The organism is Pantoea vagans, assembly GCF_001506165.1.
Lineage (GTDB): Bacteria > Pseudomonadota > Gammaproteobacteria > Enterobacterales > Enterobacteriaceae > Pantoea > Pantoea vagans_C.
This window is the reverse complement of sequence record NZ_CP011427.1, coordinates 1948321-1972655: the sequence shown is the minus strand read 5'-3', so window position 1 is coordinate 1972655 and position 24335 is coordinate 1948321. Positions and strand designations below refer to the sequence as shown.

Sequence of the window (24335 nt, the reverse complement as noted above, 5' to 3'; positions counted from 1 at the left end):
GCTTATTTTACGCAAAAAAAAGCCTATTGACTAATCCAGAATGGAAAAACTTAACACTGAGGATTTGTGTGCTTGCGATGATGATTGCTACAGGTGATTAATATTCAAAATATTTGATGTAAGCGAGCAAATTGTACATCTGTTCAGGTTTTTTTCTGCCGTTATCATGATGGGTAAGAGAGAAATTCGTGAGGAAGAAACCATGAATCTGATACGTGCTCAGCGGGATCAGTTGTTTGAATACGGTCCCTTTACTATTCGTCGTCAACGTCCCGGTGAGTCATTAGGTCCGCTGGCGGTTATCGACCAGATGACGCTGAAAATGGATGCGCACATCCCGCTGCATACGCACAAAGATGATGAGATCTTCAGCTATGTCTGGCGCGGCTCGGCTCAGCATCTTAGCGAGGACGGCGAGAAAACAGCGCTCAATACTAAACGCGCGATGGTGGTCAGTGCGGGCAGCGGCGTGCGTTTTGCCGAGTCTGCACCTTTTATCGAAACAGAGATGCTGCAGGTGTATATTCGGCCATCTTACAGCGGCGGGGAGTCACGCGTGCAGACGTTCAGCCGTGCCGCCGATGCGCCCGCTAACAGTTGGACGTTGCTGGCTGGACCGGAAAGTAGCGACGCGCCGATGATCCTGCGTCAGGATGTTTTGATTTTCGATCTCAAAATTGTACGTGGTGTTGAAGTGGACGTTCCGCATTTGCAGGGATATAGCAGCTGGATTTCCGTGCTGGACGGTATCGTGCAGGTGGGCGAGGCGCGTCTGCTGCAAGGTGATGCTATCAGTGAGCAGGGCGCATTGCCGCCGGTGCGCGGCGAACGTGACGCGACGCTCATCGCGTTTCTGGTGCGCGATGCCGCAACGGCGGTAATGAGCGGGACGGTTAGTGGAACCTGAGGTCAAGGCGTACTGATGTACGCCTATGCCTGCTTAATGCGTGTGCATATTTACCTGATACTGTTAATCAGCCAATTTTCCAGTTGGCTCAGTTCATTGTGTTGCGCTGGAAATTCGTTGATAAGTTCTTGCATTTCGGTTTGCAGAGACTCCGGGCGATAGGCCACGCCCTGCAGGCGCACCGCAAGTGTTTCTAACGGGGCAGGATTGAGGCTATCAGTAAATATCTGGCTGCGGGTAATCACGCCGCGCTCAACATCAAAGTGGATCTCCACGCCGCCCCAGACAAAACGCTCTTGCAGCACATGTGAGAAATCCGGTGCCTGACCAAAATTCCATTCCCAACTGCTCTGACGCGCAAACTGCTCTTTAAATCCGGGCAAATCCGGCAATGCCTGTGGCGAGATGTACTCCGGTTCGCAGGTTTCCCGGTAGTAGGCAAAATAGGCAGCAATCACTTCACGGCAGATATCAGCAAAACTGATATCTGGGATGAACTCGGCCATATTGGCCACGCGAGAGCGCACAGAGGTAATGCCTTTGGCCTGAAGTTTCTTGATATCGGGATTGAGGTAATCCGCCAGCCGTGACAGGTCAGCATTCATCAAAAAGGTGCCGTGGTGGAAACCGCGATCTGGGGTTTCGCGGTAGGCAGACCCGGAAATCTTACGCATGACGCCTTCAACATCGACCACGATATCATTGCGCCCCGAGGCTTCCGCACGCAAGCCAAGCTTTTCCAGCGCTTGCAAGATGATGGCAGTTGAAACCGTTTTATCGTATTCCGGTTTGCCCGCCATAAAGGTAAAGCAGGCGTTACCCAGGTCATGAAACACGGCACCGCCGCCGCTGCTGCGTCGCGCCAGTTTGATGCCATCCTCAGCCATGCGCCGTGTGTTGCACTCTTTCCACGGATTTTGCGCGCGTCCGATGACCACGGTCTCCGCGTTCTGCCATAAAAACAGCACGCGCTGGGTGGTGGGCATCTGACGAAAGATGCACTCTTCTACCGCGAGGTTAAACCAGGGATCGTGCGAGTCAGAGATAAGTAAGCGTAGGGTGGACATCGTTCCTCCGGTTCCATGAGAAAGGGCAAGCGGGGGACAGAATACGCGTATTCAGGGGCGAAGGTAAGCAACCTGTGCTAAAGCCGTCCGGGGTCGCATGGGGGACAAGTATCAGCTCAAGTGCGGGCTTAAAAAAAGTGCGCATAAATGCGCACGCTACGGTTATCAGAATCTGTACGGTCGCCATTTATGGCGACCACGGATTACAGAATCGATTTCGCGGTCTTCACCACGTTCTCAACGGTGAAGCCGAACTCTTTGAACAGCAGCTCTGCTGGTGCAGACTCACCGAAGGTAGTCATGCCAACAATCGCGCCGTGCAGACCGGTGTATTTGAACCAGTAATCGGCGATACCGGCTTCAATGGCGACACGTGCAGCCACCGCTTTCGGCAGCACAGATTCACGGTAGGCTGCGTCTTGCTTGTCGAAGGCGTCGGTAGATGGCATAGACACCACGCGCACTTTACGGCCTTCGCCGGTCAGTTGCTCGTAAGCGGCGACAGCCAGCTCGACTTCTGAACCGGTGGCGATCAGGATCAGCTCTGGCGTACCTTCGCTGTCTTTCAGCACGTAACCACCGCGTGCCACGTTAGCCAGTTGCTCAGTGGTACGATCATGCTGCGCCAGGTTCTGACGGGAGAACACCAGCACCGTTGGGCCGTCCAGGCGCTCAATTGCGTATTTCCACGCCACAGCCGACTCAACCTGATCGCACGGACGCCACAGGCTCATGTTGGGTGTCACGCGCAGGCTCGCCATCTGCTCAACCGGCTGGTGGGTTGGACCGTCTTCGCCCAGACCGATAGAGTCGTGGGTGTAGACCATAATCTGACGCACCTTCATTAGCGCAGCCATACGCGCGGCATTACGCGCGTATTCAACAAACATCAGGAAGGTGGCGGTGTACGGCAGGAAACCACCGTGCAGGGCGATGCCGTTGGCGATAGCGGTCATACCAAACTCACGCACGCCGTAATGGATATAGTTACCGGCAGCATCTTCATTGATCGGCTTAGAGCCAGACCACATGGTCAGGTTACTCGGTGCCAGGTCAGCTGAGCCGCCAAGATATTCCGGCAGGATTTTACCGAAGGCTTCAATAGCATTCTGAGAAGCTTTACGACTGGCGATTTTGGCTGGGTTAGCCTGCAGCCGTTCGATGAACTTCTGCGATTCACTGGCCCAATTGTCTGGCAACGCGTTATTCATACGGCGTTTGAACTCTGCAGCCAAATCCGGGTAGGCCGCTGCGTAAGCCGCCACTTTTTCATCCCATGCCGCTTCTCTGGCCTGACCGGCTTCTTTGGCATCCCATTGGGCATAGATGTCTGAAGGAATGTCAAACGGGGCGTGGTTCCAACCCAACTGCTTCCGGCTCAACGCGATTTCGTCAACACCCAGCGGGGCGCCGTGCGAATCATGGGTGCCCGCTTTGTTCGGCGAACCGAAACCAATCACCGTTTTACACATCAACAGTGAAGGTTTGTCAGTCACCGCTTTGGCTTCTTCAATTGCCTGCTTAATGGCATCGCCATCGTGCCCGTCGACGCCACGTACCACGTGCCAGCCGTAAGACTCGAAACGCATCGCCGTGTCATCGGTGAACCAGCCATCAACGTGACCATCAATAGAAATGCCATTGTCATCATAGAAGGCCACCAGTTTGCCCAGTTTCAGGGTACCGGCGAGAGAGCACACTTCGTGTGAGATGCCTTCCATCATGCAACCGTCACCCATAAACACGTAAGTGTGGTGATCGACAATGTCATGGCCTGGGCGGTTAAACTGTGCCGCCAGTGTACGTTCAGCAATTGCGAAACCTACGGCGTTAGCGATGCCCTGACCGAGCGGGCCAGTGGTGGTCTCCACCCCCGGTGTATAGCCGTATTCCGGATGCCCTGGCGTTTTAGAATGCAACTGGCGGAAATTCTTCAGTTCAGCGATGGGCAAATCGTAGCCGGTGAGATGCAGCAGGCTATAAATCAGCATCGAACCGTGGCCATTAGACAGCACGAAGCGATCACGGTTGGCCCACTGAGGGTGAGTAGGGTTATGTTGCAAAAAATCAAGCCACAAAACTTCCGCGATATCCGCCATGCCCATCGGGGCACCCGGATGTCCTGAATTCGCTTGCTGAACGCCATCCATGCTCAATGCACGAATGGCGTTTGCTCTTTCCCGGCGTGTTGACATAAGGATTCTCCAGAGGTGGAAGTCGGCGATTATTTAGTATGTGAAACCTGTTCGTAGTAACCGATCTTCTCGACTTTGGCCGTTGAACCGCCGCCTTCAAATTCTGAAGCCAGCCAGGCGTTAACGATATTTTTCGCCAGCTCTGGACCAATCACGCGCGCGCCCATGGTCATGATCTGTGCGTTGTTGCTTTTACGGGCACGTTCGGCAGAGAAGGTGTCGTGGCATTGAGCGGCGCGCACGCCTTCAACCTTATTCGCCACAATGGCAACGCCGATACCGGTGCCGCACAGCAGGATGCCGCGCTCGAATTCATTTTTCTGAATGGCGGTGGCAAGCGCAAAAGCAACATCCGGGTACATAGGACGGTCGTTCTGCGCGTCATTGGTATAGTCCGTCACCTGAAAGTCTTTCTCTTCCAGCAGTTTCTTAATGATGTTTTTCAATTCGATAGCCGCATCATCGGCGCCAATAGCGATTGTTTTCATCGTCGTTCTCCAGCGGGTTGGGTTCCTATGCCTGAGCGTTTGTTACGTAGGCGATAAGATGTTCACTGACAGCCTGCCATAAATTCCATCATATGTTCAATGGTTGTTCATATGTTTTGAGTGCTGATTGCCCACCATAACAGGAGAGGAACGTAGTCCCAGCGCTGCTCAGCCGCTATTTTGCTGTATTCCTCCGATTTGGCAGCAAATTCAAATCTCATGAGCAGGCTCACACTTTCATCATTTGCAGTTGAGAGATGCACAATTATACGTGTAGTGTTCATTTGTTCGCATAACGATACCAATGTACAAGAAGACCCATCGAGGACTCGAACATGTGTCATTTAAAACGTACCTCTCAGTACACCTGCACCCAGCGCCACTTTGGCAGCTGGTCAACACCAATCAAAAGCTTTAACCACGCACGTCACGGAGGTGCGTTATGAGTCAGCAAACCATGACAGCGGTTGAAAAATCCGCTATCAACAAAATCTCCTGGCGTCTGGTGCCCTTCGTGGCGCTGATGTTCTTTATCAACTTCCTTGACCGCACGGCGATTTCATTTGCTGGCCCTAACGGTATGACCCAAGACCTTGGTCTGACGGGCGTTCAGTTTGGTCTGGCATCGGGTATCTTCTTTATCGGCTACATCCTGCTGGAAGTGCCAAGCAACCTGGCGCTGCATAAGTTTGGTGCGCGTCGCTGGCTGGCACGCATCATGATCAGCTGGGGTATCGTTTCATTGCTGTTCACTTGGGTGAGCAGTGTGGAAGGGCTCTATACGTTGCGTCTGTTGCTGGGTATCGCCGAAGCGGGCTTTTTCCCAGGCGCGATTCTGTACCTGAGCATGTGGGTCCCAGGCCGTCATCGCAGCAAAATTCTGTCACTGTTCTATCTGGCGCAGCCGCTGACCGTGGTCTTTGGTGCACCGCTCGCAGCTGGATTGATCGAACAGCACGGTCTGTTTGGTCTGGACGGCTGGCGCGTCATGTTCCTGGGGGTTTCCGTCCCGGCGATTCTGATCGGTATTGCAGCGCTGTTCTGGTTGGTGGATTCCCCACGCCAGGCCAAATGGCTGACAGCCGAAGAGAAAACCTGGCTGACTAACGAACTGGATGCCGAGCACCAGCAGAAGCAGGGGCAACAGAAACACAGCCTGCGTTCAGTGATGGGTAATGGCCGTGTGTGGATGCTGTGCCTGATCTATTTCGGCTTTATCTATGGCCTGTATGCGTTGGCCTTCTTCCTGCCAACCATCATTGCTGGGTTCCAGCAGCAGTTTGGCACCACCTTTAACGTGATGCAGAAAGGCTTGATTACCGGCGTGCCATACCTCATCGCGGCTGTGGTGATGTATTTCTGGTCAAAAGATGCCACTCGCCGCGGCTGTAAAACCTGGCACATTGCCATTCCGGCACTGGCGGGGGGGATCAGCGTGCCCCTGGCGCTGTATATGGACTCTCCGTTCACCACCATCATGGTCATTGCTATTACAGCCAGCTCAATCTTTGCTGCCTTACCGAATTTCTGGACACTGCCTACGCAGTTCCTGACGGGCGCATCCGCTGCGGCGGCGATTGCATTGATCAATACCTTAGGAAACGTGGCGGGCTTCTCCGCGGGCTATATCACCGGCGCACTGCATGACGCCACCAACAGCTACGTCTTACCGATGTTCGTGGTCGGTGGATTCATGCTGCTGTCTGCTGTCCTCATGTTGTTACTTAACCGCCGCCGTCCGCAGTCTCAGCCGACCTCTATCGCACAGGAGCACTAAAATGACTTACCTGTTTAATCAACCTTCAGCTTTTGCTGCTGAACTCATTGAAGGCTTTGTCGCCGCCAACGCCGATAAAGTTCGTCAGGTCACCGGTGGTGTGGTGCGCAGTACGCGCAGCCAGCCCAATACTGTAGCGGTGATTGTGGGCGGCGGTTCCGGTCATTATCCGGCCTTCGCCGGGTTGGTTGGACAAGGTCTGGCACATGGCGCGGCAATGGGTAACCTGTTTGCCTCGCCATCTGCCCAGCAGATTTACAACGTGGCGCGTGCGGCACATAACGGTGCGGGCGTGTTGTTGATGTTCGGAAACTATGCGGGTGACGTGTTGCACTTTGGCCAGGCTTGCGAACGCCTGCGTGCTGAAGGCATTGCCTGCGAGATTCTGGCGGTAACGGATGATATCTCCAGTGCTAGCAAAGACGAACTGGCGAAGCGCCGTGGCGTTGCCGGAGACTTATGCGTGTTCAAAGCCGCCTGTGCGGCAGCAGAAGCTGGTGATGATTTAGCCACCGTGCTGAAAAAATCACAGCATGCTAACGATCGGACTCGCACCTTTGGTGTGGCGTTCTCGGGCTGCACGCTGCCTGGCGCGTCTCATCCGCTGTTTGAAGTTGAAAAAGGGCGCATGGCGTTGGGATTAGGTATTCATGGTGAACCCGGTATTAGTGAAACCGCTGTCCCGCGTGCAGATGAACTGGCCGAAATCTTTGTCGAGCGTCTGCTGAGTGAATTGCCTGTCGATATCCAGAAAATTGAAGGTCAGCGCGTGGCGGTGATCCTGAATGGCCTGGGGTCGGTGAAGTATGAAGAACTGTTTGTGGTGTACCGCCGCGTCGCGCAATTGCTTGATGCGGCAGGATTGCAGGTGGTTGAGCCAGATGTGGGTGAGTTTGTCACCAGCTTTAATATGGCTGGTGTGTCACTGACCTTGATGTGGCTTGACGACGAGCTGGAAACACTGTGGCGCGCACCGGCTAATACGCCGGCTTACCGTAAAGGCAGCGTGTTGATTGCGGAACCGCTGAGCGCGGCAGAGTGTGAAGAAAGTAGCGAAGAAGCGTTGCCGCAGGCCTCTGTTGAGTCGCAGCAAAGCGCGCAGCGCGTGTTGCATACACTCGAAGCCGTTGCCGACCTGTTACAACGTAACGCAGGCAAGTTGGGTGATATTGATGCGGTAGCTGGAGATGGCGACCACGGCATTGGTATGGAGCGCGGTGTTCTTGGCGCCGTAGAAAAAGCGCGTGAAGTGGCTGCGCGTGGTGCGGGTGCGGGCAGCTTGCTGTGCCGTGCTGCAGATGCCTGGGCAGATAAAGCCGGTGGTACTTCAGGTGCATTGTGGGGCGTAGCCTTGACGGCGTTGGGTACGGCAATTGGCGATCAGCAATCACCGAATGCGCAGCGCGTTGCAACGGGCGTGCGAGAAGCCAAAGAGGGCATCATGCACTTTGGTAAAGCGAAAGTCGGCGATAAGACTATGGTGGATGTGCTGGTGCCATTCAGCGACAGCCTGAATGCCGCGGTTGCTGAGGGTTCGTCACTCACTGAAGCATGGTTGGCTGCAGCAAAAATCGCGGACGAAGCGGCTCAGGATACTGCGCAATTGGTGCCAAAAATGGGCCGTGCGCGTCCTTTAGCAGAAAAAAGTGTGGGTACGCCTGATGCCGGTGCGATTTCGCTGGCGATGATCGTCAACACGGTCGGCGACCTGCTAAAAGAATACCGTGCCTCTCAGCAAGGAGCCTAATGATGTCTCAGCCTAAAATCTGGCTTGGCGTGAGCCTGAAAATGTACTTCGGCTACCAGCAAACGTTGGACTGGTGCCGCAAAGTGGCCGGATTGGCGCAGCTTCCGGCTGTCAAAAACGGCGACGTAGGCTTATTTGTTTTGCCTGCCTATCCGGCAATTCCGGCGATTGCCGAGATCTTTTCCCGCACGCCAATACGCTTCGGCGGACAGGATGTCTGTCAGGCGGAAAACGGTGCCTGGACCGGCGAAGTCAGCGCCAGCATGTTGCAGGAGTTGGGCTGTTCCCTGGCTGAAATTGGCCATGCTGAGCGCCGCCGTCATTTTCATGAAGATAAAGCGCAAATTGCGGCCAAGGTGGCGATGTCATTGCGCCACGGTTTGACGCCGGTGCTGTGCATCGGGGAAGAGCAACAGGCTGAACCGGAGCAGGCGATTGCACTGTGCGAGCAGCAACTCGCCGAAGCGCTGGCCGATGCCACGCAGCAAGGATTACGCGGTGAAGTGTTCTTCGCCTATGAACCACAGTGGGCGATTGGTGCGCCGCAACCTGCACCTGACAGTTACATTCGTGCGGTATGCGCGGGCTTGCAGCAATTGAAAACGCCTGAAGGCATTACCTTGAAGATTATCTACGGCGGCAGTGCTGGGCCGGGGCTGATTCAACGCCTGGGGGCAGACGTGGATGGTCTGTTCCTTGGTCGCTTTGCCCATGATCCGCATGCGCTGGCGCAAATTATTGAAGAAGCCAGCGTGCTGGCAAAGGAGATCCGTTAATGAGCCGTATCGGACTCAGTACTTATGCCTTTTTCTGGCGTATGTCCAGCAAAGTGCCGCATCCCCTGACGCTGGAGCAGATGTTGCAACAGACCGCAGAGATGGATGTGTCGGTATTCCAGATTTGTGACTACCCAGCGATAGAGAGTTGGTCTGACGAGCAGTTGCAGGCGCTGCGTCAGCAGGCGGATACGCTGGGCATCACGCTTGAGCTGGGCACGCGTGGGTTGGGCACGGCCCATCTGCGTGGCTATTTGCACATGGCCAACATTCTTGATGCGCGTGTGGTGCGCTCAATGTTCTATACCGCCGATCATCGTCCGTCACTGGATGAAGCGGCGGAATTAATTGGAGCAGTGTTGCCTGATTTCGCCCGCCAGCAAGTACGCCTCTGCCTTGAGACCTATGAGCAGGTGAACAGTGGCGCCATGATGTCGGTGATCAATAAGTTTCTGTCGCCATGGCTGTGCGTCTGTCTGGACCCGGCAAACTGTGTTGCCGGACTGGAACTGCCGGAGCAGGTGGTCGCCAATACCGCAGCACGCGTTGGCAATCTGCATATCAAAGATTTCGCCTTCACCCGGCGTGATGGCTGGGTCGGCTTTACCTTTGCCGGTTGCCCGATGGGCGAAGGGCTACTGGATTACGACCGGATGATCGCCAGCGTGCGCCCGGTCGAAAGAGAGATTAACCAAATCGTCGAACACTGGTTGCCGTGGCAAGACGATGCCGCGTTGACCTGCGAGCGAGAAGCCGAATGGACTCGCCGCACCGTTGAATTCTTACGTAGTAAACAAGATCAGGAGTAACACACATGAGCAATGCATTGAAAACCATCACCGTGATTGGCGCGGGCGGCAAAATGGGTATGCGTATTTCTGCCAACTTCCAGAAAAGCGATTACCAGGTGTTTTACGTTGAGAACTCACCAAAAGCACAGGAACAAGTTACCGCTCAAGGTCGCGAATTGTCTGATGCTGCCTCAGTGGTGCCGTTGAGTGACGTGGTGATTCTGGCGGTGCCAGATATCGTGTTGGGCAAAGTGTCAGAAGGTGTTGTACCGCAGATGAAGGCAGGCGCGATTCTGCTGACCCTCGACCCGGCTGCAGCCTACGCGAATCTGATTGCCCATCGTGAGGGTATTGAGTATGCGGTTGCGCATCCTTGCCATCCATCCGTGTTCCTGGAGCGCTACACCAAAGAAGAGCACGCTGATGCCTTCGGCGGCATCGCCGCTGTTCAGCACGTAGCGGCTTCTTATGAAACCGGCAGCGACGCACAGAAAGCCGAGCTCAGCAAAGTGATCAGCGTGATGTACGGCCCGGTGGAGGAAGTGCACTGGGTCACCGTAACGCAGCTGGCTTATCTGGAGCCAACGCTGGTAGAAACCGTGGCCTGTATGGTCGGTGCCTTTATGAAAGAAGCGCTGGATGAGACCGTGAAACACAGCGGTGTACCAGAAGAAGCCGCTAAAGCGATGCTGTATGGTCATATTCAGATCGCACTGGCCGTGGCCTTCCGTGCAACAAACCCGTTCTCTGATGCCTGCATGATCGCCATGGAGTACGGCCGTGAGAAGATTGTGAAGCCAGACTGGAAGCAGATCTTCGATCAGAAAGAACTGGATATCGTGATTGCCCGCATGCTGAAAATCGACGCGATCAAGCGTTAAGCGTGATGTGGTCAACGACTCGCATCGTCGCTGTCTGGCGAAGCGAGTCGTATCAATGATATAACTCCTTCCTCAAATCAAGTGTCACGATACAAGACAGGTAACGGATGGAAAAAAACACGCTTTCTCAGGACTCCGAGCTGCTGACAGAAATTGCAGTGGCTTATTATCAGGACGAAATCACCCAGGAGGAGATTGCGCGTAAGTTTGGGATTTCCCGCATTAAGGTTGGTCGCTTGCTCAAACGTGCGCGTGAAGAGGGCATCGTCGAAATTAATGTGCGCTACCATCCGGTGTTCAGTACGCGTCTTGAACAACAACTGCAAAATCGTTTCCCGCAACTGCAACGCGCGTTGATCGCCCTGGATTCCCCCGATGATGAAGAACAGCGCCGTCAGGTTGCTGCGCTCGTCTCCTCGCATCTTGCCCAGTCGCTGAAAGATAACGCCATTGTCGCGGTAGGACAGGGGCGCAACGTTGCCGCCGTCGCCGATTATCCTGGTCAGGTTCCCACGCGCAACTGTCTGTTTATCAGCGGGATTGGGGGTACTCATCGTCCGGGTGATGCGATTAATGCGGACCACATTAGCCGTCGTCTGGCGAAGAAGTTTGGTGGCATCAGTGAAACCCTGTATGCGCCGGCCTACGTCGAAAACCGCGGGTTGCGTGATGCCTTTATGCAAAACGGCACCATTAAAGAGACGCTAGACCGTGCACGTAAAGCCGATGTCGCTTTAGTGGGCATCGGGGATATGAATGAAAACAGTTATATGGTCAAACTGGGCTGGTTTACGCCGCACGAAATTATTGATGCGCACGTTAATCAGGGCGTGACAGGCGATGTTGCTGGCTATGACTTCTTTAATGCGCAGGGACAACATGTGGACACGGTGATGAACGACCGCGTGATTGGTCTCAGCATCGAAGAGTTACGTAAGATCCCCTGTGTGATTGCCATTGCCTCAGAGAATACCAAAGCGCTGGCGATTCTCGGCGCACTGCGCACCGGCGCGATCGATATTGTGGCGACCACTGCACAGAATATCCGCACGATTTTGAGTATGTCGCAGTAATTTAGAATCACTGTTCGCTCAAGAGAGTTTATAAGATCTTAAATCAACGGCGATTATCGCCGTTGATAACAAGTTTTATAAACTTTCCTTGCGGTCGAATGCTGTCATTTTTTGCCAGTCACTCAACCGTCACTCCAGTTACATAAATCCTTCATTTCCCTACGCTAGCTTACCGCCATTCTGTTTTCAGGACTGCGGATGCATGAGCCATCTTTCGCTTCATCACATTACTAAAGCCTGGGGTGAAAAAATTGCCCTGGACAACATCAGCTTCGATGCCGCAGAAGGCAGTTTTGTCGCGCTACTTGGTCCCTCTGGTTGTGGTAAATCGACACTGCTTCGCACCATAGCAGGACTGGAAACCGCAGATAGCGGTCAGATCCATTTTAAACACAGCGACATCACTCATTTGCCACCCTCTCAGCGCAAGCTCTCAATGGTGTTTCAATCCTATGCGCTGTTTCCGCACCTCAACGTGCGGGAAAACCTGCTGTTTGGTTTGAAAGCGCGCGGCGAAGATAAGCAGACTTTCGCCTCGCGGCTTGATGATGTCAGCAAGTTGATGGAGCTGGATAAACTGCTCGAACGCTTGCCCTCGCAACTCTCCGGTGGGCAGCAGCAACGCGTGGCGTTGGGTAGGGCGGTGATCGCCAATAACAATCTGTGTCTGATGGACGAGCCGTTATCCAATCTTGATGCCAAACTGCGCCAAAGCATGCGTCGTGAAATCCGTGCCTTACAGAAGAAGCTGGGACTCACCATGCTGTATGTCACGCATGACCAGACAGAAGCGATGAGCATGGCTGACAGCATCATCTTGCTCAATGACGGCCAAATTGAACAGCACGGCACACCGAACGATCTCTATAACAATCCGGCCAGTATCTTTGCTGCCCAGTTTATCGGCGCGCCACCGATGAACATCCTGCCGCTGCATGCGAAGGGTGAGCATCACTATCTCAGCCATTTACAGACTCCGGTGGTGGAGCATTGCGATGAGGTCGCGCTGAGCCTCGGGCTGCGTGCCGAAGATATCCAGCTGATTTCCCCCGCCAGTGCGGCACTGACTGCGCGCGTTGTCAGTTACGAATATATGGGGGCTGACACCTTACTGGCCTGCCAGTTGGCTGGATTGAGCGAAGTTATCACCGTCAAAGTGCCCGGCATGCAGCGCTATGACGAGGGCAGCCAGGTGGGATTGCAGTGGTCTGCCGCCCGCCAATACCTGTTTTCAACCACCAGTGGCAAACGCAGCACCTCCGCTGAACAACACATGTTTGCTTCACAGAATAAATACGCTGTTTAACCGTTGTTTTTCGCCCAAGGGAAAATCATGTCTGCGATCCGTTACTCACGTCTGGCCTCTGCTGTACTACTTTGCGTCACTGCCTCGGCCTTTGCGGCCGATCCTGTCAAATTGCAGATGTACTATCCGATCGCGGTGGGTGGCAAAGTCAGCCATACCGTTGACGCGCTGGTCGCTGATTTCGAAAAAGTGCATCCGGAAGTGAGCATTCAACCGGTGTACACCGGTGACTACTCGACGACAGTCACCAAAGCACTGACCGCCTTCCGTGGCGGTAATGCGCCACAACTGGCGGTGATCGGTGATATTGAAGCCTATTCGCTGATTGATGCGGGTGCGATTGTTGCCGCCAGCGATCTGGCAACCGGTGATGAGGGTAAAAAGTGGATCGAAGGTTTCTATCCGGCGTTTCTGCGTCATATTGACGGCAAGGTCTGGGGTGTGCCGTTCCAGCGATCGACTATCGTGATGTTCTGGAACAAGCAGGCGTTCGATAAAGCTGGCCTGAATGCTGATACTCCACCGGCCAACTGGCAGCAAGTGGTCGATTTTGGTAAGAAACTGACCATCAAAAATGGCAATGATGTGAGTCAGTGGGGCATCGAAATCCCCTCAACGCCAATTGGTTACTGGACCTTCCAGGGATTGTCTGCCACCAATGGCGGTCGCCTGGATAATGGCAAGGGCACTGCCGTCAATTTCAATACGCCTGGCAACATTGAGACCCTGCAGTGGCTGACCGATTTGGGTCAGAAAGAAGAGGTCTCACCAAAAGGCGCGATCGCTTGGGGCACAACGCCGCAGGATTTCATCAGCGGGAAAACCGCCATGATGGTGACGACTACCGGCAATCTGACCAACGTGCGTGATAATGCTAAATTCCCGTTTGGCGTGGCAATGCTGCCAGAGAAAACCCAGCGCGGCAGCCCAACCGGGGGTGGCAACCTTTACGTCTTCAAAAATGGCTCACCTGAGCAGCAAAAAGCAGCGATGGAGTTTATCCGTTGGGTGACGTCGCCGGAGCAGGCCGCGCGTTGGAGTATCGCAACAGGTTACGTCGCAACGTCTCCAGCTGCATGGGACACCGCTGTGATGAAGGATTACGTGAAACAAGTGCCTCAGGCACTGGTGGCTCGCGAGCAGTTGAAATATGCCCAGCCAGAACTCTCTACTTACAACAGCGTGCAGATTCAGGATGCACTCAATCATGCGGTAGAAGCCGCAGTGACGCAGGCCAAAACCCCTGCTGAAGCGCTGGAAGGTGCACAGAAGCAAGCCGATCGCCTGTTAAAATCGTATCAGTAACGGAAGCGCTATGAGCACGACTCTCACCAGTATCCCGCTGCATCGTCCGCGTTTATGGTCGATGCAACTTTATGGATATCTGTTAATTCTACCGGCGCTGTGTTTTTTGCTGCTGTTCACTCACTATCCTGCGGTAGCAACCGTCTGGGAGAGTCTGTTCAGTGCTTCGCGTAGTAACCATCCAGCCCATTTTGTCGGGCTGGATAATTATCTGGCCTTGCTCGATGACGATATCTTCATCCAGTCGCTGTGGAACAATCTGCGGTATGCGTTGATCACCATTCCTCTGGCCGTCATCCTGGCCTTGCTGATGGCGCTGGCAGTAAATCGCCGTCTGGCGGGTAACTCACTGGTGCGTGCTGCGTTCTTTATTCCTTCACTGTTGCCTATGATTGCCATCGCGAATCTGTGGCTGTTTTTCTATACGCCGCAGTTAGGGTTACTCAATAAGTTGCTGGCGCTGTTTTCGTTGCCTGCGGTGAACTGGCTTGGTGAACCTGGTACATCTCTATATTGCTTGATGGCAGTGTCGGTGTGGCGTGAGGCCGGATTCTTTATGATCTTTTATCTTGCTGCATTGCAGCAGATCGATCCGCGTCTGAGTGAAGCTGCAGAGATTGAAGGGGCGTCACGCGGGTATTTTTTCCGACGGGTGCAGTGGCCACTGCTGATGCCCACCACGCTGTTTGTGTTGATCAATGCATCGATGAATGCCTTCCGCATTGTTGATCAGGTGATTGCGATGACCAACGGCGGGCCTAACAACAGCAGTAGTCTGCTGCTGTTCTATATCTATCGCACCGCGTTCAGCTTCTGGGATATGCCTGCGGCGGCTGCGATGACAGTAGTACTACTGGTGATTCTGGCGGCGATTGCGCTGATTAAATTTAACCTGCTGGACAAGCGAGCTCACTATCAATGAAGACAACAGATTCGTTGGGTGGCAAGTGTTTGAACCTGGTCATTTGGCTGGCCGCGCTACTGTGGTTTCTGCCAATACTGGTGGCATTATGGGTGGCGATCCATCCCGCTTCGGATCAGGCCAGCTTCTCGCTGTTATCCCCTCTGACGTTTGATAATTTTATCAACGCCTGGCATGCCGCACCCTTTGCACGCTACTTCCTCAATACCACGCTGCTGGTACTGATGATTGTGGTGGTGCAACTGATTCTGGCGACCATGGCGGCTTACGCTCTGGTGCGCTTCAAAATGAAGTTCTCAGGATGCATCTTCGCGCTGATTTTGCTGCAACTCATGATCAGCCCCGATGTGTTGATTCTGAATAACTACAAAACCATCGGCGCACTGGGTTTGCGCGATACCTTGACGGGCATCGCACTGCCTTATTTTGCCTCTGCTTTTGCTATCTTCCTGCTGCGTCAGACGTTCAAAAGCATTCCGCTGGTGCTGGAAGAGGCGGCAATAGTGGAGGGGGCGAGTCGCTTTTATATCCTGCGCAAAATCTATATGCCGTTGGCAAAGCCGATTTATATCGCCTTTGCGCTGGTGTCGATCAGTTTCCACTGGAATGATTTCCTGTGGCCGCTGGTGATTACCGACTCGGTTAATGTGCGACCACTGACCGTGGGATTACAGTTATTTTCCGCGCCAGAGCAGGGCGTGCAATGGGCGCTGATTGGGGCGGCGACGCTGATGACCAGCTTGCCATTACTGGTGCTGTTCCTGATTTTCCAGCGCCAGTTTATTCAGTCATTTATGCGTGCCGGTATTCGCTAAGGAGTACTTTCCGTGACAAATCCGCATCCATTGACCTCATTACAGCGCGAACTGTTGGGTGATGTTGCCGAACTCTACGCCATGCCCGATTTGCGAGCTAATCCATTAAACAGCACGCTGCGCTTTGGCCTGATTGCCGATCCGCAGTATGCCGATGTGGCCCCGGATATCGCCAATGATCTTTACTATCGCCATGCGCTGCAAAAGTTGCCACAAGCGATAGCGGCACTGAATCAACAGCCCCTGGATTTTGTCGTCACGTTAGGGGATATCGTTGACCGCGGTTGGGAGAGCTATAGCGCTATTTTGCCGCTGTACGATCGGCTGGAGCACCCGCATGCGGTGGTGTTGGGTAATCATGATGCTCAGACCATTGCACAGCATCTTCGCAATCGTGCGCCCTTACCGAAAAGCTATTACGCATTTCGTTTCAGTGGGTGGCGTTTTATTGTTTATGACGGAAACGATGTCAGTCTCTACTGCAATGCGTTGAATGGCGATGATTATTATCAAGCCGAAACCTTGCTAGCTGAGTTACAGGCGCAACAACAACCACAGGCCCAGCCGTGGAATGGTGCGGTAGGGCAACAGCAGTTAGCCTGGATTGAGCAGCAGCTTATTGAGGCTCAGTTGCAGGGCGAAAATGTTGGGGTATTTGGCCACTATCCGCTGGCACCACTGACGACACATACCCTGATGAACAGCAGTGTGCTGGTGGATCTTATAACTAGTTACAACATACGATTTTGTTTCTCTGGTCATGACCATCGCGGCAACGTTGCTCGTATCGGTCAAACAGGCTTTTATACCATGAAAGGGATGCTGGATGACCCCAGCAACGTCCCGTTTGCGGTTGTGGAATTAAGCGAAGAACGGGTAAGTATTAGCGGATTTGGTGGTGAAATTAGCCGGACGTGATGCGCGCCCGGCTCTTAAAATTATTCACCTTGCTGTTGCCGGCATCTGGCGATCTCTTCTGCTCGCTGTAGTAACTGCTGCAAATCGTCCTCATCAATATCGAGCAATTGGCCTCCCTCCAGCGCTTGGTGCAGGTCGGCGCGCGTAATAGGGACCTCCAAAGCAATCGGTTGAGGCTTGGATTCACTCGCCGCCAGCGGGTGAGGATAACGTCGGCCAGCAAGATTGTTAAACAGCACGGCCAGCAGCGCCAGACACAAAGAGTTCAACAATACCGGTGTGAGAATGAAGTGGTAGCCCAGTTGTTGCACTCCGCTGCCGCCAAGAATTGCCGTCAACGCCACTGCGCCGCTGGGTGGATGTAAGCAGCGCAGTTGAAACATCACGGCAATCGCCAGTGAAGCGGCAATGCCGCAGGCCAAAGCGGGGTAAGGAACATACATCGCCGTGGTCACACCGATCAATCCTGCAACCAGATTCCCACCGACAATCGACCATGGCTGTGCCAATGGACTGTTGGGCAAACCGAAAAGCAATACTGCGGAAGCGCCCATTGGAGCAACAAACCAGAGGTTCACCTCGCCGAGCAACTTGTGGCTGATCAGGCTGGTGATCATTAATCCAAGGCCTGCACCAAAACTGGCTATCGCCATCTGCTTTTTGGCCACGGGAAGCGGATGCGGCCAGAGACGCGCGAGGAGAGTTCGCAGCGAGAGGAGCCATCGGGCTGTCATAGTGGAATTACTCTGTCATAAGAAAAAACGATGGATGGCGATTGTCGCTGATCGATTCGTCAGGAGCAACCACACTGTTAGTGTGTTGTTACGGTTTGGTGATTAAAATGCCCATCAATGCAGTGATGGTTAACAGTGGCTTACACAACGTCTAAGGTTGCTGTATAGTCCGTTTTTTTTCGGAGGATCCATGCTGCCCAACTCATCCACGCGCCTGAACAAATATATCAGCGAGAGCGGAATCTGCTCACGCCGTGACGCCGATCGCTACATCGAACAAGGCAACGTTTTTATTAACGGTAAACGCGCCACGGTGGGTGCGCAGGTGTTCGCCGGGGATGAAGTGAAGGTTAACGGGCAGTTGATCGAACCGCGCAACGAAGAAGACCTGGTACTGATCGCGCTTAACAAACCGGTGGGCATTATTACCACCATGGAAGAAGGCGAGCGCGATAATATTGGTGATTTCGTTAACCACAGTAAACGCGTGTTCCCGATTGGTCGCCTGGATAAAGATTCGCAGGGCCTGATTTTTCTGACCAACCACGGTGATTTGGTCAATAAAATCCTGCGTGCTGGCAATAATCACGAAAAAGAGTACGTGGTCACGGTTGATAAACCTATCACCGATGAATTTATCGCCGGGATGGCAGCCGGTGTGCCGATGCTGGGTACGGTGACCAAAAAATGCAAAGTGAAGAAAGAGTCGACCTTTGTATTCCGCATTATTTTGGTACAGGGTTTAAACCGTCAAATTCGCCGTATGACCAAGCACTTTGGTTTTGAAGTCACCAAACTTGAGCGCACACGCATTATGAACGTCAGCCTCAAGGGGATTCCGCTGGGTGAGTGGCGCGATCTTACTGATGATGAGCTGATTGACTTATTTAAGCTGATTGAAGACTCCTCTTCAGAAGATCAAAAAACACAGAAAAGTCAGGCTAAGAAAAAACCGGCCACGGCGGCGAAGAAACCCAGCTCTAACGGACCTAAACAGAGCGAGAAAGCGGCGGGTAAGCCTGCTGGACGTCAGCGCTTTACCCAACCCGGTCGTAAAAAGAAAGGGCGCTAGTTTCTCAGTGTTATTTGATTGAATACATAAACCCGGAACAGTAATTTTAAACACCTCACTATTTGTTCCGGTTTTATGCCTCCATACTTTTCATAACAAAGGAGGAAACAATGAATAACGCACAATGGTTAAAAGAGATGCAATGCCTATACGCAGTTCAAACTCGACCCGCTTGGGTTCCACGCCTGTTTTGGCTCTCTACCCAGCAGCGCAGTCAAATCCTTTCTGAACTGCTCATGCCACAGACCAGGCAAAAGTGAATGTCCATTACGCCGGTTGAATCAGTTGAAACAGCCGGCTTTCATCGCTACTAACCGGCAACCTTAATGACTGTTTTGCCGAAGTTCTTACCTTTCAGCATATCAAAGAATGCCTGCGGCGCATTCTCCAGGCCTTCAATCATGTGTTCGCGATAGTGAATTTTTTTCTGCTCAACTAAAGGCGTCATTGCCTGTAGAAATTCTGGATATCGATCACCGTAATCCTGAAAAATGATGAATCCTTGTAGGCGGATGCGGCGTTTTAATATGCTGCCAAGGATCTGTGGGGTGCGATCGGGGCCTTCCGTCGGAGCGTTGCGTGTGTTGTAAGTCGAAACCAGCCCACAAACCGGTACGCGCGCAGCGGTATTGAGTAACGGGAAGACCGCATCAAACACTTTACCGCCAACGTTTTCAAAATAGATATCAATGCCATCAGGACAAGCTGCTGCGAGTTGCTCAGCGAAATCTTCTTTATGATGATCAAGGCAGGCCGAGAAACCGAGGGTTTCAATTGCGTAGCGGCACTTCTCTTCACCACCTGCAACACCCACCACATGGCAGCCTTTTAATTTCCCGAGCTGTCCAACTGTTGCGCCAACGGGTCCGGTTGCCGCCGCCACCACCAATGTTTCACCGTCTTTGGGTTGTCCAATGTCCATTAAACCCATATAGGCGGTAAATCCGGGCATACCCAGAATCCCTAACGCCCAGGAAGGATGGGGAAGGTCGCCGATTTTACTCACGCCACTGCCATCGGACACGGCATAACTCTGCCAGCCACTGCCTGCGACTACCCAATCGCCAACGTTGAAATCAGGATGCAATGATTCCGTCACCTGAGACACGGTGCCGCCCACCATAGGTTGGTCGAGTTGTGCCGGGGCCGCATAAGACTTGCTGTCATCCATACGTCCACGCATGTAAGGGTCAAGTGACAAATACGCGGTACGCAGCAGCATCTCACCCTGTTTTAAGGCAGGGATGGGCTGTTCAACTAGCCTGAAATTCTCTTTTGTCGGTTCGCCGTGAGGGCGTGAGGCGAGTAGCCAAGCGTGATTGACCTGTGTTGGTTGTGGCATGTAAACCTCATAGTAGTGTTAGATAAGGCAAGTGTAGTTGATGCAAAGCCTGATCGTAGTGTTGCTATATAATAACAAAAGGTTCATTATTGGCTTTATGTTGCTATATAACAACATTTGAGGGCCTATGTTGCCAGGTATGCGTGAAATCGGGAAGAAGTGCCAAGAGAAGCGTAAGGCCAACGGCTGGACACAAGCCACAGCTGGAACCTATGCGGGGATACACCGAACGGTTATCTCTCAGATAGAAAATGGCCATTACTCAGGATCTTTGAAAGTATTGACCTTATACCTCAATACACTTGGGTTAAAGCTTACCGTGCAGTCAGCGGGCATTCCGCAGTTAGATGAACTAGAGGCGTTGTTTAGCGATGACTGATGATGTGAAACGCCCAAAAAAACGCAAGACAGACTCCTTACTCTGAACACGCTGGGGAGCATACTTCTTCCCAGTGAGCCAGCGCACAAACCCACACTAAACTTCTCTACGCCAAATTTCATAACCCCTTGAATAAATTCAAAGCTTGTACAAGCGCACAGCCGGTCTCAGGCAATCTCACATAACGGCTTTTAAATCAGCTGACTATACCTATTGCGGTGCCAATACCGGTGCGTGGAGAGGATGAAATGAAAAAAGCTTTACAGGCCGCGACTATATTGGCGGCGATGACGCTCAGCACACCGTTGCTGGCTAAAACCTTTGTCTATGTTTCAGAAGCGGACGACGGCACTATCGCGCGCTATACCTTGAATGATCAAACTGGCGCTTTGCAACTGCTCGGTCGAACGCCAGCAGGGGGCAAAGTCATGCCGATGGCACTCAGTGCTGACAGCCAGCATTTATACGCCGCTATTCGCAGCAAACCGTTAAAACTGGTGAGCTGGCACATCGATCGCGCTACGGGCGATCTCAGTAAAACCGGCGAAGTCGCTGCTGCAGCGAGCTATCCCTATATCAGCACCGACAAACAAGGGCATTTTTTACTCGGTGCCTCTTATGACGGTGATGTGGTACATGTCTATCGCCTGGCAAAAGATGGCAAGATAATCGCGCCAGCAGTGGGCAGTTATAAAACGGGCCATGCAGCGCATTCGGTGATTGTTGATGATGCAGGGCAAACCGCCTATGTCGGCAATCTCGGTACCGATCGCGTGCTGCAACTAAAACTGAGTTCCGAGGGTGAACTCAGCGCACTGGCTAATGGTTACGTCAAAACTGAAGCAGGAAACGGCCCACGCCACTCGGTGTTATCACCGGACCAACGTTACCTCTATAACGTGGGTGAAATGGGCGGCATCATCACGCAGTTCCGCCGAAATGAGCAGGGTGAGCTGTCTAAAGTCGGTGAGACACCTAATGCTGTGGCCGCAGAGTATAAATTGCAACACGGTCACGAACGCCCAGCTGGATACAGTGACACCACGCCACGAATTTGGTCGGCGGATATTCATCTCACTCCCAATGGACATTTTCTCTATGTCAGCGAACGCACCAGTAGCACCTTAACCGGCTATCGCGTGAATAGCGCGGATGGAAAACTCACGCTGATTGGCAGCTGGCCAGTAGAAAAACAGCCACGTAGCTTTGCGATTACTCAGGATGGACGTTGGCTTGTTGCCAGCGGTGAGAAAAGCCAGGTGACCGGCAGCTATGACATCGATGCGGAAAGCGGGGCGCTAAAACGCGTTGGTGAAGCACCGGCAGGCGGAGATGCAAACTGGGTGACGATAGTCAGTGACTGAATGTCGACTTCGCGATGATCTGGCGCAGGAAACTGCGCCAGATTGCGCGAAATGTTTTTATGGAGCCGTTGTTATTGTTAGGGTTATTTTTAAAAGTGTGATCCAGAACACATTTATGGTGCTGATAACCATCTGCATTTAAAAGCCTATATAAATCAGAGGGATTCGCCAAAACTAAGGTTTTTTAGATTAAAGAACATAAGTAAACCTTAATAATTATCCTGATATCGATTGCGAGGTTAAAACACCATTTTCGATGATGTAATAATTTGACATATTTATCGCCGTGAGCAGAAATATTATTCTGTCAGGATACGCCGCACTTAAGCTGGTTTGGTCTCAATACTGTCATGCAGTGGTTTTCAAAAAACGCCGTTTTTTTTGCTGTAAAAACCTGTCTGGCTGCCTTTCTGGCACTGTATCTCTCACTGGAACTCAATCTAGATAAACCGGCTTGGGCAATTACTACCGTATTTATTGCCTCCCAACTCTACTCAGCATCGACGATCTCTAAATCCTTGTTCCGTATGCTTGGCACCTTGCTGGGTGGCGTATTTGTCTTCTTTGTGTTCCCGCTCACCGTTGAACATCCGCTGCTGTTTAGCCTGTCTATTTCGCTGTGGGTAAGTGTTTGTCTCTATTTGTCGTTACATGACCGCACGCCCAAAAGCTATGTCTTTATGCTGGCTGGCTACAGTGCCGCCATCATGGGTTTTCCTGAAGTCATGACGCCGATGGCGATCACCAATACCGTGTTATCCCGTATCGAAGAAATTGCGGTGGGTACGCTATGCAGCAGCCTGGTGCATGCCTTACTGTTCCCGGTCTCTATGCGCAGTTTGCTGGAGCAGAGCGTCAGCCAGTGGTATCTCAATGCGCGTAAGCTATGCAATGACCTGTTTTCAGGTATTCCCAGCGATAAATCACCAGAGCGCGATGAGATTCTGACGCGTATGGCCACCAACCCCCAGCAGGTGGAAATGCTGATCACCCACTGTGTGTATGAAGGTGATGCAGCAAGGCGATTGATCCGTCTTGTAAGCGTACAGTATCAACATCTGTCCTATTTGATCCCAACCCTGACGGCGATTGAAATGCGCCTGCAGCGGTTGTCGGCGCAGCAGATTGCGTTCCCAGACAATGTTGCCGTGGCTTTCAGGCTGTTTTTGCATTGGCTCAACGATGGTGAAGCGGTAGGCGAAACCAGCGGTATTCAACTGGAACTCAGTCGTTGTCAAAGTGATATCAACGCCGCATGGCGCAACGGTGATTTGCCGACTGAACACTGCATGCTGCTAACCGGACTACTGGAGCGCATGGCCGATTTCGTGCGCATTGCCGGTGCTTATCAAAGTGTGGGCGGGTTGGTCAGCGATCTCTCAGGGGATACCACGCCAGCTCGCGGCAAGCGAACGCATCGTTTCTATGATAAGGGGCTGATACGGCTCTCTGCATTAACGGCTTTTTGCGCCATCTTTGGATCATGCCTGCTGTGGATCGGCACCGGTTGGCATGATGGTGCCTCCGCACCGGTAATGGCAGCGATCTTAAGTTCATTGTTCGCCAGCATGGACACACCACTTACCTCGATGAAGTTATTTGTGCGAGGTGTCATCGTCGCCATTTTTATTAGCGTGATTTACGTGGCGTTACTGATACCACAGGCGACCTCGTTTGAAGCCTTGATCATCTGTCTCGCGCCGGGCTTGTTAGTGTTAGGACTAATGATTGCGCGCCCCTCAACCAACATGATTGGGATTAGCGTAGCGATCCAAATCCCCGGTTTTATCGGTTTAGGGCATCACCTCAAGCCTGACTTGGTACTGCTAATCAACAATGCCATCGCTTCGTTAACGGGCGTACTGTTTGCGGTGATTGTCACGGTATTAATGCGTAACAAAAGACCGTCCTGGACGGCGCGACGTGCAGTGCGTCAGGGATTACGGGAGCTACTGCGTTTCATCAAAGAGCTGGAACGTAACGGTTCGTCGCTGCTTGGACGGCAGCGATTTATCAGCCTGATGTTGGACAAGGTCAATGTGGTGCTACCACGCCTGCGACTCGATCCGCAGCCCGACATGTCAACTGCTGGCATGTTACTCACCGAGGTTTGGTTGGGGGTAAACAGTTTCGATTATTACGCACGCCATAAAGATCTGTTGGCTAAATACCAGTTGGACAGTGGCCAGATGTTTCATGAGCTGGCGCTGTTTCTTAAGCGTCGCCTTAAATCACTACAAACACCGCCGCACCAGGATCTGCTGGATGAATTGGATCTTCTACTGTTATTGCTGGAGCGACTGGCGAAGCGCGATGACAGCTTGCTGACGCCACTTTTCCATCTGTTCAGCATCCGGCTTTATTTGTACCCGCAACAGTCGTGGCCGGTGGCAACACCACGCCAAATCGAGATGATGCAACTGCAGGACTATCGCCAGCGCGCCTACTAAGCGATAAAAGCAGCAGCGACACAATC

Annotated in this window: 21 protein-coding genes; 16 read left to right on the top strand and 5 right to left on the bottom strand. The window is 52.8% G+C overall.

The window, feature by feature from the left end:
* Positions 1 to 202 precede the first annotated feature (202 nt).
* A complete protein-coding gene (locus tag LK04_RS09135; protein WP_039328629.1) occupies positions 203 to 907 on the top strand; it encodes a pirin family protein in 705 nt (234 codons plus the stop codon).
* A gap of 50 nt (positions 908 to 957) precedes the next feature.
* Here LK04_RS09135 and LK04_RS09130 read toward each other — a convergent pair whose 3' ends face one another.
* From LK04_RS09130 to LK04_RS09120, 3 genes are all read right to left on the bottom strand, one after another.
* Positions 958 to 1974 carry a lipoate--protein ligase A gene (locus LK04_RS09130; protein WP_039328630.1) on the bottom strand — a complete coding sequence of 339 codons (1017 nt, stop codon included), beginning with the start codon at positions 1972 to 1974 and terminating at the stop codon, positions 958 to 960.
* A 203-nt stretch (positions 1975 to 2177) separates the two neighbouring features.
* Positions 2178 to 4169, bottom strand: a complete 1992-nt coding sequence (gene tkt, locus LK04_RS09125) for a transketolase (protein WP_039328631.1) — start codon at positions 4167 to 4169, stop codon at positions 2178 to 2180.
* Positions 4170 to 4198: 29 nt separating this feature from the next.
* Positions 4199 to 4657: an RpiB/LacA/LacB family sugar-phosphate isomerase gene (locus tag LK04_RS09120; RefSeq protein ID WP_039328632.1), complete on the bottom strand. Its 459-nt coding sequence runs from the start codon at positions 4655 to 4657 to the stop codon at positions 4199 to 4201.
* Between the two features lie 442 nt (positions 4658 to 5099).
* Between LK04_RS09120 and LK04_RS09115 the strand changes: the two genes are divergently transcribed.
* The 11 genes from LK04_RS09115 (at position 5100) to LK04_RS09065 (ending at position 16968) form a co-directional block, all read left to right on the top strand.
* Complete coding sequence (locus tag LK04_RS09115) at positions 5100 to 6434, top strand: MFS transporter (protein WP_039328634.1); 1335 nt, start codon at positions 5100 to 5102, stop codon at positions 6432 to 6434.
* Between the two features lies 1 nt (position 6435).
* Positions 6436 to 8181, top strand: a complete 1746-nt coding sequence (locus LK04_RS09110) for a dihydroxyacetone kinase family protein (protein ID WP_039328635.1) — start codon at positions 6436 to 6438, stop codon at positions 8179 to 8181.
* 2 nt (positions 8182 to 8183) lie between these two features.
* Positions 8184 to 8957, top strand: a complete 774-nt coding sequence (locus LK04_RS09105) for a triose-phosphate isomerase family protein (protein WP_039328637.1) — start codon at positions 8184 to 8186, stop codon at positions 8955 to 8957.
* A complete protein-coding gene (locus LK04_RS09100; RefSeq protein WP_039328638.1) occupies positions 8957 to 9766 on the top strand; it encodes a sugar phosphate isomerase/epimerase family protein in 810 nt (269 codons plus the stop codon). Before LK04_RS09105 ends, LK04_RS09100 begins: the two co-directional genes overlap by 1 nt.
* A gap of 5 nt (positions 9767 to 9771) precedes the next feature.
* Entirely contained in the window at positions 9772 to 10629 is an 858-nt protein-coding gene (locus LK04_RS09095) for a phosphogluconate dehydrogenase C-terminal domain-containing protein (protein ID WP_039328639.1), read from the top strand.
* 107 nt (positions 10630 to 10736) lie between these two features.
* The gene (locus tag LK04_RS09090) at positions 10737 to 11702 is read left to right on the top strand and encodes a sugar-binding transcriptional regulator (RefSeq protein WP_039328640.1); all 966 of its coding nucleotides are present in this window, start codon (positions 10737 to 10739) and stop codon (positions 11700 to 11702) included.
* Between the two features lie 202 nt (positions 11703 to 11904).
* Entirely contained in the window at positions 11905 to 13008 is a 1104-nt protein-coding gene (locus tag LK04_RS09085; RefSeq protein WP_039328641.1) for an ABC transporter ATP-binding protein, read from the top strand.
* 27 nt (positions 13009 to 13035) lie between these two features.
* Positions 13036 to 14313 carry an ABC transporter substrate-binding protein gene (locus LK04_RS09080; protein ID WP_039328642.1) on the top strand — a complete coding sequence of 426 codons (1278 nt, stop codon included), beginning with the start codon at positions 13036 to 13038 and terminating at the stop codon, positions 14311 to 14313.
* 10 nt (positions 14314 to 14323) lie between these two features.
* Positions 14324 to 15235: a carbohydrate ABC transporter permease gene (locus LK04_RS09075; RefSeq protein WP_039328644.1), complete on the top strand. Its 912-nt coding sequence runs from the start codon at positions 14324 to 14326 to the stop codon at positions 15233 to 15235.
* Positions 15232 to 16050: a carbohydrate ABC transporter permease gene (locus LK04_RS09070; RefSeq protein WP_039328645.1), complete on the top strand. Its 819-nt coding sequence runs from the start codon at positions 15232 to 15234 to the stop codon at positions 16048 to 16050. Before LK04_RS09075 ends, LK04_RS09070 begins: the two co-directional genes overlap by 4 nt.
* A 12-nt stretch (positions 16051 to 16062) precedes the next feature.
* Entirely contained in the window at positions 16063 to 16968 is a 906-nt protein-coding gene (locus LK04_RS09065) for a metallophosphoesterase (protein ID WP_039328647.1), read from the top strand.
* Positions 16969 to 16988: 20 nt separating this feature from the next.
* Here the strand turns inward: LK04_RS09065 and LK04_RS09060 are convergent, their stop codons facing one another.
* The gene (locus tag LK04_RS09060; RefSeq protein WP_039328648.1) at positions 16989 to 17702 is read right to left on the bottom strand and encodes an HPP family protein; all 714 of its coding nucleotides are present in this window, start codon (positions 17700 to 17702) and stop codon (positions 16989 to 16991) included.
* A 190-nt stretch (positions 17703 to 17892) separates the two neighbouring features.
* On the opposite strand from LK04_RS09060, the gene rluF reads away from it, so the two are divergent.
* Positions 17893 to 18774: a 23S rRNA pseudouridine(2604) synthase RluF gene (gene rluF / locus LK04_RS09055; RefSeq protein ID WP_039328649.1), complete on the top strand. Its 882-nt coding sequence runs from the start codon at positions 17893 to 17895 to the stop codon at positions 18772 to 18774.
* Between the two features lie 310 nt (positions 18775 to 19084).
* Here rluF and LK04_RS09050 read toward each other — a convergent pair whose 3' ends face one another.
* On the bottom strand, positions 19085 to 20116 hold the full coding sequence (locus tag LK04_RS09050) for an NADP-dependent oxidoreductase (protein WP_039328650.1): 1032 nt from the start codon (positions 20114 to 20116) through the stop codon (positions 19085 to 19087).
* 127 nt (positions 20117 to 20243) lie between these two features.
* Between LK04_RS09050 and LK04_RS09045 the strand changes: the two genes are divergently transcribed.
* From LK04_RS09045 to LK04_RS09035, 3 genes are all read left to right on the top strand, one after another.
* Complete coding sequence (locus tag LK04_RS09045; protein WP_052205924.1) at positions 20244 to 20495, top strand: helix-turn-helix domain-containing protein; 252 nt, start codon at positions 20244 to 20246, stop codon at positions 20493 to 20495.
* Between the two features lie 248 nt (positions 20496 to 20743).
* Positions 20744 to 21859, top strand: a complete 1116-nt coding sequence (locus LK04_RS09040; protein WP_039328651.1) for a lactonase family protein — start codon at positions 20744 to 20746, stop codon at positions 21857 to 21859.
* Between the two features lie 350 nt (positions 21860 to 22209).
* On the top strand, positions 22210 to 24309 hold the full coding sequence (locus LK04_RS09035) for an FUSC family protein (RefSeq protein WP_039328653.1): 2100 nt from the start codon (positions 22210 to 22212) through the stop codon (positions 24307 to 24309).
* Positions 24310 to 24335: the final 26 nt, after the last annotated feature.

Coding starts and splice junctions, on each gene's coding strand:
- LK04_RS09130 (WP_039328630.1), bottom strand. CDS start 1,974: ATGTCCACCCTACGCTTACTTATCTCTGACTCGCACGATCCCTGGTTT.
- LK04_RS09090 (WP_039328640.1), top strand. CDS start 10,737: ATGGAAAAAAACACGCTTTCTCAGGACTCCGAGCTGCTGACAGAAATT.
- LK04_RS09045 (WP_052205924.1), top strand. CDS start 20,244: ATGTTGCCAGGTATGCGTGAAATCGGGAAGAAGTGCCAAGAGAAGCGT.
- LK04_RS09050 (WP_039328650.1), bottom strand. CDS start 20,116: ATGCCACAACCAACACAGGTCAATCACGCTTGGCTACTCGCCTCACGC.
- LK04_RS09135 (WP_039328629.1), top strand. CDS start 203: ATGAATCTGATACGTGCTCAGCGGGATCAGTTGTTTGAATACGGTCCC.
- LK04_RS09115 (WP_039328634.1), top strand. CDS start 5,100: ATGAGTCAGCAAACCATGACAGCGGTTGAAAAATCCGCTATCAACAAA.
- LK04_RS09080 (WP_039328642.1), top strand. CDS start 13,036: ATGTCTGCGATCCGTTACTCACGTCTGGCCTCTGCTGTACTACTTTGC.
- LK04_RS09035 (WP_039328653.1), top strand. CDS start 22,210: ATGCAGTGGTTTTCAAAAAACGCCGTTTTTTTTGCTGTAAAAACCTGT.
- LK04_RS09040 (WP_039328651.1), top strand. CDS start 20,744: ATGAAAAAAGCTTTACAGGCCGCGACTATATTGGCGGCGATGACGCTC.
- LK04_RS09105 (WP_039328637.1), top strand. CDS start 8,184: ATGTCTCAGCCTAAAATCTGGCTTGGCGTGAGCCTGAAAATGTACTTC.
- LK04_RS09110 (WP_039328635.1), top strand. CDS start 6,436: ATGACTTACCTGTTTAATCAACCTTCAGCTTTTGCTGCTGAACTCATT.
- LK04_RS09060 (WP_039328648.1), bottom strand. CDS start 17,702: ATGACAGCCCGATGGCTCCTCTCGCTGCGAACTCTCCTCGCGCGTCTC.
- rluF (WP_039328649.1), top strand. CDS start 17,893: ATGCTGCCCAACTCATCCACGCGCCTGAACAAATATATCAGCGAGAGC.
- LK04_RS09100 (WP_039328638.1), top strand. CDS start 8,957: ATGAGCCGTATCGGACTCAGTACTTATGCCTTTTTCTGGCGTATGTCC.
- LK04_RS09120 (WP_039328632.1), bottom strand. CDS start 4,657: ATGAAAACAATCGCTATTGGCGCCGATGATGCGGCTATCGAATTGAAA.
- LK04_RS09075 (WP_039328644.1), top strand. CDS start 14,324: ATGAGCACGACTCTCACCAGTATCCCGCTGCATCGTCCGCGTTTATGG.
- LK04_RS09070 (WP_039328645.1), top strand. CDS start 15,232: ATGAAGACAACAGATTCGTTGGGTGGCAAGTGTTTGAACCTGGTCATT.
- tkt (WP_039328631.1), bottom strand. CDS start 4,169: ATGTCAACACGCCGGGAAAGAGCAAACGCCATTCGTGCATTGAGCATG.
- LK04_RS09095 (WP_039328639.1), top strand. CDS start 9,772: ATGAGCAATGCATTGAAAACCATCACCGTGATTGGCGCGGGCGGCAAA.
- LK04_RS09085 (WP_039328641.1), top strand. CDS start 11,905: ATGAGCCATCTTTCGCTTCATCACATTACTAAAGCCTGGGGTGAAAAA.